Here is a 12,457-nt window from a genome sequence, read left to right as displayed (position 1 = left end):
TACGGCCGGGCCCGGCGGGCTCAGCCGGTCCGCCGCAGCAGCGCCAGGTACATGGCGTCCGTGCCGTGCAGGTGCGGCCACAGCTGTACGTCGGGGCCGTCGCCGAGCGCGGGGACGCCGGGCATCAGGGGCCGGGCGTCGATCAGCTCGGCCCCGCCGTGCCGCTTGAGGACGTCGTCGACGACCACGCGGGTCTCGGCGAGGTGCGGGGAGCAGGTCGCGTAGCCGACCACGCCGCCGACCCGGACGGCCTTCAACGCCTCGGTGAGCAGGGCGCGTTGAAGCGGGCCGAAGCTCTCCAGGTCCTCCGGGCGGCGGCGCCAGCGGGCCTCGGGGCGGCGGCGCAGGGCGCCCAGGCCGGAGCAGGGCACGTCGACCAGGGCGCGGTCGAAGGAGCCGGGGAGCCAGGGCGGGCGGGTGCCGTCGGCGGTGATCACCTGGTACGGGCCGGGGTTGCCGGCCAGGGCCCGCTCGACCAGCCGGGCGCGGTGCGGCTGCTTCTCGGAGGCGATCAGCGCGGCGCCGCGGCCGGCGGCCAGCGCGCCGAGCAGCGCCGCCTTGCCGCCGGGGCCGGCGCAGCCGTCGAGCCAGCGCCGGTCGGGTCCGTCCAGCGGGGCGTTGGCCAGGGCGGCGGCCACGAGCTGGCTGCCCTCGTCCTGGACGCCGGCCCGCCCCTCGCGCACGGCGTCGACGGCTCCGGGCTCGCCGCCCTCGGCCAGCCGTACCGCGTAGGGGGACCAGCGGCCGGGCAGGGCCGCCTCCTCCCCCACCGCGGCGAGCAGCTCGGCCGGGGTGGACCGGCCGGGGCGGGCGACCAGGGTGACCTCGGGCCGCTCGTTGTCGGCCTCCAGCAGGTCCTCGATCCCGGCGCGCCCGCCGCCCAGGGCGTCCCACAGCGCGGAGACGATCCAGCGCGGGTGGGAGTGGACGACGGCCAGGTGGTCCTCGGCGTCCTCGTCGTACGGCGGGGCCACCTCGGCCAGCCAGGCGTCGAGGTCCTGCCGCGCGATCTTGCGCAGGACGGCGTTGACGAACTTGGCGCGCCCGTCGCCGAGCACCACCCGCGCCAGCTCCACGCTCGCCGAGACGGCCGCGTGCGAGGGGATGCGGGTCCCGAGCAGCTGATGCGCCCCGAGCGCCAGCACGTCCAGCACCGGCGGGTCCACCTCGCGCAGCGGCCGGTCGATGCAGGCGGCGATGATCGCGTCGTACGTCCCCTGGCGGCGCAGGGTCCCGTACACCAGCTCGGTGGCGAGCGCGGCGTCCCGGCCGTCGAACCCCTCCTTCTCGCGCGCCTTCTTCAGCAGCGGCGGCAGGACGAGGTTGGCGTACGCGTCACGCTCGTCGACCGCGCGCAGCGCCTCGAACGCCAGGATCCGCACCGGGTCCTTCTTGGGGCGGCGGTACGGCTTGGGGGGACGGCGACGGGACTGCTCGCTCAAAAGGTGCTCCGCGTTTCGTGTGGCTCGATCCCTCCCAGCCTACGTCGGCCCGGGGCCGGCGATCGCACCCACGGCGCAAACCGCTGGCCAGGAGCTGCGTCGTCGCGCCAGTACCGCAGAACCGTCTCCTGCACGACTTCGATCCGTTCCGCTGCGATCAGACAGCAGACGGGCTCCAGCCCGCCCGCGTCCGTCTCGAAGGCGACGAGAACAGGCGGTTCCTCACCGATCTGACGGGTGACTCTCGCGAGCTCCTCGCTCGTTGGCGCGCGGAACACCGGATCAAGGAACTTCGCCGGGCAGCTGACGAGGGTCGGATCTCCGAAGACGAGCTCCAAGCCGTGAAGGAAGGTGAGGTCGTACGACGCCGCCAGCCGGAGCTCCGCGGCATCCCAGGCGACGACGTCCCAGTCCCACCAGGACCCCTCAGGGAGTCGCACCGCCTCATGCTGGCGTTCCGCGTCCACCCTCGGCCCCCTCATCCGTTCGAACCAATCGACAGGCTACACACGGACGCAGGGCAACGAACGTGACTTCTTACGCGCCTGAGGTGACTACGTCGGCCCGGGGCCGGTCTTCTCGCCCGGTGCGATGCGTACGCCGCGTGCCCAGTCGGCGCCGCGCATCGGCTTCTTGCCCTGCGGCTGGACCCAGAGCAGCTCCACGGCGTGGGAGCCGGTGCCGACGTACACGTTGTTCTTGGCGGCCGACAGCTCGCCGGGCGCCAGGTCGGTGCGGTCGGGGACGGGGGCGGCCTGCACGATCTTGAGGCGTTCGCCGCGGAAGACGGTCCAGGCGCCGGGGGCGGGGGTGCAGCCGCGGACGACGCGGTCGACGCGCAGGGCGGGGGCCGTCCAGTCGAGGTGCGCGTCCTCGACGGTGATCTTCGGGGCGTGGGTGACGCCCTCGGCGGGCTGGGGGACGGCCTTGAGGGTGCCGTCCTCGATGCCGTCCATCGTCGCGGCGAGGAGGCCCGCCCCGGCGAAGGCGAGCCGGGTGAGGAGGTCGCCGCTGGTGTCGGTGGGCCGCACGTCCTCGGTGACGACGCCGTAGACGGGGCCGGAGTCGAGGCCCTCCTCGATCTGGAAGGTCGAGGCGCCGGTCACCTCGTCGCCGGCCATCAGGGCGTGCTGGACGGGGGCGGCTCCGCGCCAGGCGGGCAGCAGCGAGAAGTGGAGGTTCACCCAGCCGTGCGCGGGCACGTCGAGGGCCACCCGGGGCAGCAGGGCGCCGTAGGCGACGACCGGGCAGCAGTCGGGGGCGATCTCGCGCAGCCGCGCCAGGAAGTCCTCGTCCCTGGGCCTGGCCGGCTTGAGGACCTCGATGCCGGCCTCCTCGGCGCGCTGGGCGACCGGGCTGGCGACGAGCCGGCGGCCGCGTCCGGCGGGGGCGTCGGGCCGGGTGACGACGGCGGCCACCTCGTGCCGGTCCGAGGCGATCAGGGCGTCCAGGGCGGGTACGGCGACCTCGGGGGTGCCGGCGAAGACGAGCTTCATCAGTGGCTGACTGCCTGTCTGTTCGGTGGCGTCGGTGGGCAGCACACCAGTTTAGGCGCCGGCGTGCGGGGGCGTGCGCCGCGTCGCGCGCCCTGGGCATATGCGGATACGCCCCGTCAGCGTGACCCCGACCACGGGTGGCGCGTTGGTCAAGGCAGATTGACCACATCGGGCCGCCGCCACGGAGCGGCCCACCCCTGTCAACGCCGGTTCGAGAGGCTTGTACATGGCCGACCACGCAACCCACGACGCCCAGGCCCGGGCGAGCCTGCACCTGCTGGTGCGGGACATCGAGCGGGTACGCCGGCAGGTGGACGCACTGCGCACGCTCACCGCCCAGCTCGGCAATGTGTACCGCCCGCGGCGATCCGGCCCGTCCACGGGCTTCGTCGTCTACGGCAGGGCGCCGGCCCCCACCGTCCGGCTCGCGCAGGAGCTGCGGGACAGCGTCGAGACCCTGGTGACCGCGGCGGTGGACTTCGACCGTTCGCTGGGCTTCTCGTGGGACGCGGTGGGCTCCGCGCTCGGCGTCACCAAGCAGGCCGTGCACCGCCGGTACGGCTCGCGCCGGCCGGCCGCGCCCCCGGCGGCGCCGGCCGAGGCGGACCCCTCCGCCGAGCCGGGCCCCGCGCGGACGGTGCCGTCGGTCCCGGCGGCCCGATCGATGCCACCCCAGCCCACCTCCGGCTCCCAGACCCTCCGCGAGGAGGTCCGCCCGAGCGCCTTCCCCGGCCCCCGCAACGGCTGACCTCCACCCGGCCGCCCGGTCCCCCTCCCCCCGGGGCCGGGCGGCCGTCGTCGTACCCCGGGGCCCAGCGGACCGCGGTCAGCCGATGTCCGGCGGGTCCACCCGGATGCGCACCGGATCGGTGCCGCCCCGGGCCAGGCGGGCGGCCTGCGCGGACTTGAGCGCGGCGGCCAGCGCCGCCCCGCTGCCGGGCGGCACCCGCAGCAGCGCCCGCTCCCAGGTCTCGCCCGGCGGGGGGTCGCCCGGGCGGCGCGGGGCGCCCGGCGGCGGGGGCGGCAGCGGCACCGGGCCGAGCACCTCCGCCTCGGCGGGCAGCTCGGTGGCGGCCAGGAACGCCGCCACCGCCTCGGCCCGCCCGGTCACCGAGGCCATCCGGGACACCGGGGGGAAGCCCAGCTCCGCGCGCTCGGCCAGCTCCCGCTGGGCGTGGCCGACCGGGTCCCACCGCACCAGTGCCTGCACCGGCCGCAGGGTCGGCTCGGCGACGATCACGACGGTGCCGCCCTCGTCCTGGCCGCGCACCAGCGAGGCGGCGTCCATCCAGCGGCGCAGCGCCTCCTCGCCGGCCCGGAGGTCGGCCCGCCCCAGCATGGCCCAGCCGTCCAGGAGGAGCGCCGCCGCGTAGCCGCCCTCGGCGACCGGTTCGGCGCCCGGGGTGCTCACCACGAGCGCGGGGCGGCCCGGCACGCTGTCGAGGACGTGGTCCCGCCCCGAGGTCCGGACCGGCACGGCCGGGAAGGCCCGGCCCAGCTCCTCCGCGGTGCGGCGGGCGCCCACCACCTGGGCGCGGAGCCGGGCGAAGCCGCACGCGGGGCACGTCCACTCCGGCGCGTCCCGGCCGCACCAGCCGCACCGCAGCTCCCGCTGGTGCGGGGCCTCCAGCGGGCCGGCGCAGTGCCGGCACCGGGCGGGGGTGCGGCACAGCTCGCAGGCGAGCCGGGGGACGTATCCGCGCCTGGGCACCTGGACCAGGACGGGCCCGGTCTTCAGCCCCTCGCGCGCGGCCTGCCAGGCGAGCGAGGGCAGCCGGGCGGCCCGGGCGGCCTCGTCGCGGGCCAGCTCGCCGTCGCCGACGGTCCGGACGAGGGGCGCGGCGGCCCGGACCCGGTCGCGGGGGGCGGCGAGGGGGCGGGCCCAGCCGGTCTCGACGAGCTGGGCGGCCTCGACCGTGCAGCTCGTCCCGCCCAGCAGGAAGCCGCACTTGTCGTGGGCGGCGCGCAGCAGCAGCACCTCGCGCGCGTGGGGCAGCGGCGCGTGCTGCTCGCTGTGGCTGGAGTCCCCGTCGTCCCAGATGGCGACGAGGCCGAGGTCCCGGACGGGGGCGAACATCGCCGCGCGGGTGCCGACGACCGCGCGGACGGAGCCGCGCCGGACGGCGAGCCACTGGGCGTACCGCTTCTCGGGGCCCGCGTCGGCGGTGAGCACCGCGTGCCGGCCCTCGCCCAGCGCCTCGGTGAGGGCCGCGTCCAGCCGGCCGGCGGCCCGCCCGTCGGGCACCACGACGAGGGCGCCGCGCCCGGAGGCGAGGGTGGCGGCGACCGCGGTGGCCAGCTCCCGCGCCCAGTGCGGGCCGGGCAGCGCGTTCCACACGGCGCGGGGCGAGGCGCCGCCCGCGAGTGCGGCGAGGAACTCCTCCCCGCGTGCGTACCGGCTCCAGGTGCCGGGCGGGGGCGCGGCGGGGGGCGGCAGCGGCGCGGGCGAGGGCCGTTTCTCGGCGCGGGCGCTGCGCGGGGGGACGGCGAGCTGGAGGACGTCGGCGAGGCTCCCGGCGTACCGGTCGGCGACGGCGCGGGCCAGTCCGAGCAGCTCGGCGTCGAGCACCGGCTCGGGCGAGACCACACCGGCGAGGGCGGCCAGCGGGCCGGAGTAGTCCGACTCGGCCCGCCGCTCGACGAGGAACCCGTCGATGAGCCGCCCGCCCTCGCGCCGCCCGTCCCTGACCTGGTGGGCACCCGCCCCGAACCGCACCCGGACCCGCACCCCGGGCCGGGCGTCGGCGTCCAGCTCCTCGGGCACGGCGTAGTCGAAGAACTGGTCGAGGTGGAGCACGCCCTTGTTCACCACGACCCGCGCGACGGGCAGCTCCTTCGCCAGGGCGGCCCCCCGCCAGGTGCGCGGCTTCGCCTTCGGCACCTTGGCCCGGCGCACGGTCTCCCGGATGAGCGCGAGCTGCTCGGGCGGCTCGGCCCCCCGGCCCCCGCCTTCCCGCTTCGCGTCGTCGCTGCTCACAGCCTCATTCCTACCAGAGCCCACTGACAGCGCCGGTGGGCGGCGGGACGGCCCTCACGGGTACCGGCCCGTGCCGGGGGCGCCCGCTGAAACGCCGGAGTCCGGCACCCCGCCTGGGGGTGCCGGACTCCGGCGGTACGCGGTGGGGGCTACAGCCCGGCCGCCCTGCGGAGGGCGTCGACGCGGTCGGTGCGCTCCCAGGTGAAGTCGGGCAGCTCCCGGCCGAAGTGGCCGTAGGCGGCGGTCTGGCCGTAGATCGGGCGCAGCAGGTCGAGGTCGCGGATGATGGCGGCCGGGCGGAGGTCGAAGACCTCGCCGATCGCGTTCTCGATCTTCTCCGTGTCGATCTTGGCGGTGCCGAAGGTCTCGACGAACAGGCCGACCGGCTCGGCCTTGCCGATGGCGTAGGCGACCTGGACCTCGCAGCGCGAGGCGAGGCCGGCGGCGACGACGTTCTTGGCGACCCAGCGCATGGCGTAGGCGGCCGAGCGGTCGACCTTGGACGGGTCCTTGCCGGAGAAGGCGCCGCCGCCGTGGCGGGCCATGCCGCCGTAGGTGTCGATGATGATCTTGCGGCCGGTCAGGCCCGCGTCGCCCATCGGGCCGCCGATCTCGAAGCGGCCGGTCGGGTTGACCAGGAGGCGGTAGCCCTCGGTGTCCAGCTTGATGCCGTCGTCCAGGAGCTGCTTGAGCACGTGCTCGACGACGAACTCGCGGATGTCGGGCGCGAGCAGCGACTCCAGGTCGATGTCGGAGGCGTGCTGCGAGGAGACGACGACGGTGTCGAGGCGGACGGCCTTGTCGCCGTCGTACTCGATGGTGACCTGCGTCTTGCCGTCGGGGCGCAGGTAGGGGATCGTGCCGTTCTTGCGGACCTCGGTCAGGCGCTTGGACAGCCGGTGGGCGAGGTGGATGGGCAGCGGCATCAGCTCGGGCGTCTCGTCCGAGGCGTACCCGAACATCAGGCCCTGGTCGCCCGCGCCCTGCTTGTCGAGCTCGTCCTCGTCGCCCTCGACGCGCTTCTCGTACGCCGTGTCGACGCCCTGCGCGATGTCGGGCGACTGGGCGCCGATCGAGACCGAGACGCCGCAGGACGCGCCGTCGAAGCCCTTCTTGGAGGAGTCGTAACCGATCTCCAGGATCTTGTTGCGCACCAGCGTGGGGATGTCGGCGTACGCCTTGGTCGTCACCTCTCCGGCCACGTGCACCAGGCCGGTGGTGATCAACGTCTCCACGGCGACACGGGAGGTGGGGTCCTCCCGCAGCAGCGCATCGAGAATGGTGTCGCTGATCTGGTCAGCGATCTTGTCGGGGTGACCTTCGGTCACGGACTCCGAGGTGAACAGACGACGGGACACAACGCTCCCTGGGTTTGCAGCGGCTGCTGGCTGATCATTTGCGGACCGGCAGGGGGCTGCGCCCCGCGTCGTTCCGAGGACAGTTTATCGGGCGCTCTTGTCCACCGGACCAGGTGTCTCGCACGGTGGAAGCCGGAATGGCCACTTCCGCCATGCTCGTGGCGACAAGATCACCCTTGACCGCGAGCCGGAGCGCCGGTTTTGCCATGCATTGCTCGGACTTATCCCCCAACAGGGGGAAATCCGAAATTCATCCTGAGCCGTCCGAGTCGCCGCCGCCCAGCCGGGGGGCGACGAGGTCCCAGACGGTGTCCGCGAGGTCCTCCTTGGGCCCGTACGGCACGGGGGTCTCCCCGCCGTCCGCGGCCAGGATCACGGCCTCGCTCTCCGCCGAGCCGAAGGTCTTGCGCTCCCCCACCTCGTTCACCACGAGCAGGTCGCAGCCCTTGCGGCGGAGCTTGTCGCGGCCGTGGGCGAGGACGTCGTCGGTCTCGGCGGCGAAGCCGACGACGACCTGGCCCGGACGGGCCCGCTCCGCCGAGATCTCGGCGAGGACGTCCGGGTTGCGGACCAGCGCGACGGGCGCCGGCTCCTCGCCGTCCTTCTTCTTGATCTTGCCTTCGGCGTACGCGGCGGGGCGGAAGTCCGCGACGGCCGCGGCCATCACCACGGCGTCCGCGTCGGCCGCCGCCTTCAGCACCGCCTCGCGCAGCTGGACCGCGGTGCCCACATGGACCACGTCGACACCCGCCGGGTCCGGCAGGCCGGTGTTGGCCTCGACCAGCGTCACCCGGGCGCCCCGGGCGGCGGCGGTCACCGCCAGGGCGTACCCCTGCCTGCCGGAGGAGCGGTTGCCCAGGTAGCGCACCGGGTCCAGCGGCTCCCGCGTCCCTCCGGCGCTGACCACCACGTGCCGGCCGGCGAGGTCGGCCGGGGCGGCGGCGCCCCGGGCGAGCACCCGGCGGCAGAGCGCGAAGATCGCGTCCGGGTCGGGCAGCCGGCCCTTGCCGGTGTCCGCGCCGGTGAGGCGGCCCACGGCCGGCTCGATCACCACGGCGCCGCGCCGCCGCAGGGTGGCGACGTTCTCCTGGGTGGCGGGGTGCTCCCACATCTCGGTGTGCATGGCGGGCGCGAAGACCACCGGGCACCGGGCGGTGAGGAGCGTGTTGGTGAGCAGGTCGTCGGCGAGGCCGTGCGCGGCCTTGGCGAGCATGTCGGCGGTGGCCGGGGCGACGACCACCAGGTCGGCGCCCTGCCCGATGCGGACGTGCGGGACTTCGTGGACGTCGGACCAGACCCCGGTCGCGACCGGGTTGCCGGACAGGGCGGACCAGGTGGCGGCGCCGACGAAGTGCAGCGCCGCGTCGGTCGGGACGACCCGTACGTCATGGCCGGACTCGGTGAGCCGCCGCAGCAGCTCGCACGCCTTGTAGGCGGCGATGCCCCCGCTGACCCCGAGGACGACCTTCGGCTTGTCCACTCAACGCCTCCCGGCTCCGTTGTCCGTACGCCTCGCACCTGCCGTACGGCTCCATGACACACCACAGGCCCGGTGGAGTGTCCACCGGGCCTGCCGTGACGTGCTGTGGGGCACCTACTGGGCCGGGCCCTCGATGGCCTCGGAGGTCAGCAGACCCGCGTTGATCTCGCGCAGGGCGATCGAGAGCGGCTTCTCGTGGACGTGGGTGTCCACCAGCGGACCGACGTACTCCAGCAGGCCCTCACCGAGCTGCGAGTAGTACGCGTTGATCTGACGCGCACGCTTGGCCGCGTAGATCACGAGGCTGTACTTCGAGTCAGTGGCCTCGAGCAGCTCGTCGATCGGCGGGTTGATGATGCCCTCGGGCGCGGTGATGGAAGAGGACACGCTCTACCTTCCGAAAAACTTCTGGAAAATGGGACAAAGATCAAACAACTTGCATCAAGGCTAGCAGCTCACGGGCCACGTCCTCGACGGAGGTGTTGACGAGGGTGGTGTCGAACTCGGACTCCGCCGCGAGCTCGACCTTGGCCGCCTCCAGCCGCCGCTCGATGACCTCGGGCGGCTCGGTGCCCCGGCCGGTGAGCCGGCGGACCAGCTCGTCCCAGCTGGGCGGGGCCAGGAAGACCAGCTGCGCCTCCGGCATCGACTCACGGACCAGCCGCGCGCCCTGGAGGTCGATCTCCAGCAGCACCGGCTCGCCCGCCTCCAGCCGCTCCAGCACGGCCCGGCGCGGCGTGCCGTAGCGGTTGCCGGCGAACTCGGCCCACTCCAGCAGCTCGCCGTTGGCGACCAGCTTGTCGAACTCGTCGTCGCCGACGAAGTAGTACTGCACACCGTCCCGCTCGCCGGGTCGCGGCTTGCGGGTGGTGGCGGAGACCGAGAGCCAGACCTCGGGGTGGACCTTGCGCATATGAGCGACGACCGTGCTCTTGCCGACCCCGGAGGGGCCGGAGAGCACGGTCAGTCGCGGACGTACGTCCGGGGGCTCGGGGGCGGTCCCCCGGGATGTTGCAGCCATGGGGCGATTATTCCAGGTTCACCGCGGTGCCCCGGACGTCAGGCCCCGGTGCTGCCGAACTCGCGCTCCAGGGACGCGATCTGGTTGGAGCCGAGACCCCGCACACGGCGGCTCTCGGAGATGCCGAGCCGCTCCATGATCTGCTTGGCGCGGACCTTGCCCACGCCCGGCAGGGACTCCAGGAGGGCGGAGACCTTCATCTTGCCGATGACCTCGTTCTCCTGGCCCTGCTTGATGACCTCCTGGAGCGAGGCGCCGGAGTGCTTGAGTCGATTCTTGACCTCGGCCCGCTCCCGGCGAGCCGCGGCGGCCTTTTCGAGCGCGGCTGCGCGCTGTTCAGGGGTAAGGGGCGGAAGAGCCACGCCTACGTCACCTCGGATGTCGAACTGTCGGATACGGACCGGTGAGGAACCTAGTCGGCCCACACCAGGGGAGCAACGAGCAACGCAGTGCACGTTGGCTCTGCGACGGAGACTAGCGGCCACGGCCGCCAGAGTCAGCGAGAACGAAGGAAAAGTCCTGGTCAGCATCGATCTACCCAGACATTCGGGAAATATCGTCCCGGTTCTGGGCCGGTTCCCGCCCGGTTGCCGCTCCGTTCTCGCCCCCACGTCAGTCCCTTCCCCCTCCGCGGCGGTCCACCGGCCCCCCGCCGGCGGCTCCGACGTGAGGCACATCACTCGCGTACGGGTCAGGCGCCGGCCGCCGCCCGCACCTCGTCCGCGTACCGCTCCGCCGCCGCGCGCAGCGCCGTGGCGTCCGGGCCGGCGCTGAGCACGGCCCGGCTGACGTTGGGCACGACGTTGCGCACGGCCGCGCCGAAGACCGCCGGGAGGTCGGCCGGGGTCGCGCCCTGCGCGCCGATGCCGGGCGCGAGCAGCGGGCCGTTGATGTCCAGGTCGTACGAGGAGAGGTCGCCGAGCGTGGCGCCGACGACCGCGCCGAAGGAGCCCAGGGGCTCCTGGCCGGCGTTCTCGGCGGCGAGGCGGGCGAGCATGGTGGCGCCGACCGTACGGCCGGCCGGGTCCTCGGTGCGTACCGCGTGCTGGACCTCGGCGCCCTCCGGGTTGGAGGTGAGGGCGAGGACGAACAGCCCGGTGCCGCTCTCGCGCGCCAGGTCGACGGCCGGCTTCAGGGAGCCGTAGCCGAGGTAGGGCGAGACGGTGAGGGCGTCGGAGAACAGGGGCGCGCCCGGGCGCAGGTACGTCTCGGCGTAGGCGGCCATCGTGGAGCCGATGTCGCCGCGCTTGGCGTCCATGACGACCAGGCCGCCGGCCTCCCGCAGATCGGCGACGGCCCGCTCCAGGACGGCGGTGCCGCGCGAGCCGAACCGCTCGAAGAAGGCGCTCTGCGGCTTGAAGACGGCCACCTGCCCGGCGAGGGCCTCGACGACGGTGCGGGTGAAGCGCTCCAGGCCGGCCACGTCGTCGTCCAGGCCCCAGGCGGACAGCAGGGCGGCGTGCGGGTCGATGCCGACGCACAGCGGGCCGCGGGTGTCCATGGCGTGGCGCAGCCGGGCGCCGAAGGGGGCGAGGGGGCTCATGCGGCGGCCTTTCGTCGGGTGGCGGCGCCGGTGGCCTCGGCGAGGGTGGCGTAGGGGGAGGCGTTCAGCCGGGCGGCGAGGCCCTTGTGGATGGCGCGGGCGTAGAAGGGGCCCTCGTAGACGAAGGCGCTGTAGCCCTGGACGAGGGTGGCGCCGGCGAGGATGCGCTGCCAGGCGTCCTCGGCGTTCTCGATGCCGCCCACGCCGACCAGGGTGATGCGGTCGCCCACGCGCGCGTAGAGGCGGCTCAGCACCTCCAGCGAGCGCTCCTTGAGCGGGGCGCCGGACAGGCCGCCGGTCTCGGCGGTGAGGCGGGCCGGGGACCGCAGGCCGTCGCGGGCGATGGTGGTGTTGGTGGCGATGATGCCGTCGAGGCCGAGTTCGACGGCCAGGTCGGCGACCGCGTCGACGTCCTCGTCGGCCAGGTCGGGCGCGATCTTGACGAGGAGGGGCACCCGGCGGGCGGTGACCGTGCGGTCGGCGGCCTCGCGGACGGCGGTGAGCAGCGGGCGCAGCGACTCGGTGGCCTGGAGGTTGCGCAGGCCCGGGGTGTTGGGCGACGAGACGTTGACGACCAGGTAGTCGGCGTGGGGGGCGAGGCGCTCGGTGGACTTCACGTAGTCGGCGGCGGCCTCGGCCTCCGGGACGACCTTGGTCTTGCCGATGTTGACGCCGACGACGGTCCGGAAGACCGGCACGCGCGCGTGGAGGCGGGCGGCGACGGCGGCGGAGCCGTCGTTGTTGAAGCCCATGCGGTTGATCAGGGCCCGGTCGGCGACGAGCCGGAAGAGGCGCTTCTTGGGGTTGCCGGGCTGCGGCTCGCCGGTGACGGTGCCGATCTCGACGTGGTCGAAGCCGAGCATCGCCATGCCGTCGATGGCGACCGCGTTCTTGTCGAACCCGGCGGCCAGGCCGAAGGGGCCGTGCATGCGCAGGCCGAACGCCTCGGTGCGCAGTTCCTTGTGGCGGGGGGCGAGGGCGGCGGCGAGGAAGGTGCGGAGCACGGGCACGCGGGCGGCCAGCCGGATCCAGCGGAACGCCAGGTGGTGGGCGCGCTCCGGGTCCATGCGGGTGAAGAACAGCCGGAAGAAGAGCTTGTACATGGTGTGGTGGTGTCCTCATGAGGAGGGGGACACCGTC

At 74.3% G+C, this 12,457-nt stretch carries 12 protein-coding genes; 1 reads left to right on the top strand and 11 read right to left on the bottom strand.

The annotated features are described in order from the left end of the window. Positions 1-20 precede the first annotated feature (20 nt). The 3 genes from ACF08D_RS27400 to fmt all read right to left on the bottom strand — a co-directional run bounded on the left by ACF08D_RS27400 (position 21) and on the right by fmt (position 2,938). The gene (locus ACF08D_RS27400) at positions 21-1,442 is read right to left on the bottom strand and encodes an RsmB/NOP family class I SAM-dependent RNA methyltransferase (RefSeq protein WP_392226207.1); all 1,422 of its coding nucleotides are present in this window, start codon (positions 1,440-1,442) and stop codon (positions 21-23) included. Then, a complete protein-coding gene (locus tag ACF08D_RS27395; RefSeq protein ID WP_392226205.1) occupies positions 1,439-1,909 on the bottom strand; it encodes a hypothetical protein in 471 nt (156 codons plus the stop codon). The genes ACF08D_RS27400 and ACF08D_RS27395 overlap by 4 nt, the downstream gene beginning before the upstream one ends. Before the next feature lie 87 nt (positions 1,910-1,996). Then, a complete protein-coding gene (gene fmt / locus ACF08D_RS27390; protein WP_392226372.1) occupies positions 1,997-2,938 on the bottom strand; it encodes a methionyl-tRNA formyltransferase in 942 nt (313 codons plus the stop codon). Positions 2,939-3,164: 226 nt separating this feature from the next. Here fmt and ACF08D_RS27385 point away from each other — a divergent pair, with 226 nt between their 5' ends. Then, entirely contained in the window at positions 3,165-3,686 is a 522-nt protein-coding gene (locus ACF08D_RS27385; protein ID WP_392226203.1) for a hypothetical protein, read from the top strand. 78 nt (positions 3,687-3,764) lie between these two features. Here ACF08D_RS27385 and ACF08D_RS27380 read toward each other — a convergent pair whose 3' ends face one another. From ACF08D_RS27380 to ACF08D_RS27345, 8 genes are all read right to left on the bottom strand, one after another. Continuing rightward, entirely contained in the window at positions 3,765-5,915 is a 2,151-nt protein-coding gene (locus ACF08D_RS27380) for a primosomal protein N' (RefSeq protein ID WP_392226201.1), read from the bottom strand. 149 nt (positions 5,916-6,064) lie between these two features. Beyond that, entirely contained in the window at positions 6,065-7,273 is a 1,209-nt protein-coding gene (metK, locus tag ACF08D_RS27375) for a methionine adenosyltransferase (protein WP_392226200.1), read from the bottom strand. A 250-nt stretch (positions 7,274-7,523) separates the two neighbouring features. Beyond that, a complete protein-coding gene (coaBC, locus tag ACF08D_RS27370) occupies positions 7,524-8,753 on the bottom strand; it encodes a bifunctional phosphopantothenoylcysteine decarboxylase/phosphopantothenate--cysteine ligase CoaBC (RefSeq protein WP_392226198.1) in 1,230 nt (409 codons plus the stop codon). A 114-nt stretch (positions 8,754-8,867) separates the two neighbouring features. After that, complete coding sequence (gene rpoZ / locus ACF08D_RS27365) at positions 8,868-9,140, bottom strand: DNA-directed RNA polymerase subunit omega (RefSeq protein ID WP_005319902.1); 273 nt, start codon at positions 9,138-9,140, stop codon at positions 8,868-8,870. Between the two features lie 40 nt (positions 9,141-9,180). Next, positions 9,181-9,774, bottom strand: coding sequence for a guanylate kinase (gene gmk, locus ACF08D_RS27360; RefSeq protein WP_392226196.1), 594 nt, complete (start codon positions 9,772-9,774; stop codon positions 9,181-9,183). Positions 9,775-9,812: 38 nt separating this feature from the next. Beyond that, positions 9,813-10,136, bottom strand: a complete 324-nt coding sequence (locus ACF08D_RS27355; RefSeq protein ID WP_064068014.1) for an integration host factor — start codon at positions 10,134-10,136, stop codon at positions 9,813-9,815. Between the two features lie 329 nt (positions 10,137-10,465). Next, positions 10,466-11,317, bottom strand: a complete 852-nt coding sequence (gene pyrF / locus ACF08D_RS27350) for an orotidine-5'-phosphate decarboxylase (protein ID WP_392226194.1) — start codon at positions 11,315-11,317, stop codon at positions 10,466-10,468. Next, positions 11,314-12,420 carry a quinone-dependent dihydroorotate dehydrogenase gene (locus ACF08D_RS27345; RefSeq protein WP_392226192.1) on the bottom strand — a complete coding sequence of 369 codons (1,107 nt, stop codon included), beginning with the start codon at positions 12,418-12,420 and terminating at the stop codon, positions 11,314-11,316. The genes pyrF and ACF08D_RS27345 overlap by 4 nt, the downstream gene beginning before the upstream one ends. Positions 12,421-12,457: the final 37 nt, after the last annotated feature.

Source organism: Streptomyces sp. NPDC015131 (assembly GCF_043079975.1).
In the GTDB taxonomy this organism is placed as follows: domain Bacteria; phylum Actinomycetota; class Actinomycetes; order Streptomycetales; family Streptomycetaceae; genus Streptomyces.
Note: the sequence above shows the minus strand (reverse complement) of the source record. Positions and strands in the feature narration are given on the sequence as shown.

Bases quoted from the DNA above. Each gene is read 5' to 3' on its own strand.
- fmt (WP_392226372.1), bottom strand. From the start codon at position 2,938: ATGAAGCTCGTCTTCGCCGGCACCCCCGAGGTCGCCGTACCCGCCCTG.
- ACF08D_RS27385 (WP_392226203.1), top strand. From the start codon at position 3,165: ATGGCCGACCACGCAACCCACGACGCCCAGGCCCGGGCGAGCCTGCAC.
- gmk (WP_392226196.1), bottom strand. From the start codon at position 9,774: ATGGCTGCAACATCCCGGGGGACCGCCCCCGAGCCCCCGGACGTACGT.
- pyrF (WP_392226194.1), bottom strand. From the start codon at position 11,317: ATGAGCCCCCTCGCCCCCTTCGGCGCCCGGCTGCGCCACGCCATGGAC.
- ACF08D_RS27345 (WP_392226192.1), bottom strand. From the start codon at position 12,420: ATGTACAAGCTCTTCTTCCGGCTGTTCTTCACCCGCATGGACCCGGAG.